This window comes from Novosphingobium profundi (assembly GCF_018491765.1).
Classification (GTDB): domain Bacteria; phylum Pseudomonadota; class Alphaproteobacteria; order Sphingomonadales; family Sphingomonadaceae; genus Novosphingobium; species Novosphingobium profundi.
On record NZ_JABWCU010000071.1, the window covers coordinates 1 to 986 of the forward strand.

The 986-nt window shown below is 57.7% G+C and carries 2 protein-coding genes; one reads left to right on the forward strand and one right to left on the reverse strand.

Going from position 1 to position 986, the window contains the following annotated elements; genetic code table 11:
• Positions 1-209: 209 nt before the first annotated feature.
• Entirely contained in the window at positions 210-716 is a 507-nt protein-coding gene (locus tag HT136_RS26040; protein WP_214202654.1) for a hypothetical protein, read from the forward strand.
• A 158-nt stretch (positions 717-874) separates the two neighbouring features.
• Here the strand turns inward: HT136_RS26040 and HT136_RS26045 are convergent, their stop codons facing one another.
• The gene (locus tag HT136_RS26045) at positions 875-976 is read right to left on the reverse strand and encodes a BrnA antitoxin family protein (protein ID WP_246544481.1); all 102 of its coding nucleotides are present in this window, start codon (positions 974-976) and stop codon (positions 875-877) included.
• Between the last annotated feature and the right edge of the window lie 10 nt (positions 977-986).

Consider the following 986-nt stretch of genomic DNA (forward strand, 5'->3'; position numbering starts at 1 on the left):
CGTTCCTGATTGCGGTAATGACGGCAGTCCACCCATCTGAGCTGCTGGTCGATCTGGTCAGCAAGGGAAAGCGGACGAGCCGCTCCCTGGCGCGCCAGATCGGCCCTTGAACGACCAACTAGGGCGCCTGGCAGAATTTCAGCACGCGCCTCCTGGCTGTCCTGCCAGTTCCAGGAGGCCGGACCGGTAGCGAATGTCGGGTTTCGGCTTTGCACCTCGGTATTGCTACCATTCTCGATATTGGAACAGAGCAATTCGCGCATTCCCCATTTTTTCGTTTCCTGCTTGACTATGTGGATATGAGGGCATTCTTCAAAGCAGTGAGTTTTGGCGCCTTCGCAGGGGCAGCGCCAATTTTGGTTTTCACGATGATTTTGGCTTTAGGCTCTCTCCCCGAGGGCCTGAATGGCGATGGCCGCCTCTTTCCCTCATTCTGGCTTGCCATACTCCCGCTTATCGTGTCCGTCCCGATTGTCCTGAGCGCCAGCATCTGCATCGGCATTCCGCTTACTCTACTTCTGTCACGAAAAGGCTGGGAAAGCGCCGAGGCTTACATCGGCGTAGGCGTCGCAGCGGGTTCAATCATTCCGATCGCTGGCCTGCTCGTGATCCAAGCACCTTCGGGCTACTGGATGGCAATCCTTGGTGCCGTGAGCGGCGCGGTGACTGCGCAAACATGGTGGAGTTCCGCTCGTGGAAAGCTCACTGCTACGTGAGCGGGAAGGCGAATAACTGACGAAGTCTTGTGCGCCAGACAGTTACCAAATGCCGCAGCGGAACTTGTTCCGGCTAACATGGGAGCGGAGAAGCTGACTGGAAACTTTCAGAATGATCAAGGTGACCGCCGAGGGTCCTGAATGGGCGCCAATCGGCTTCAGTGCGCTGCCACCCAATCCTTGAGGGCGGCATCGATCCGTGATTGCCAACCGGGCCCCCCGGATTTGAAATGCTCGATCACCTCGGGTGAAAGGCGCAGCGTGGTGCTG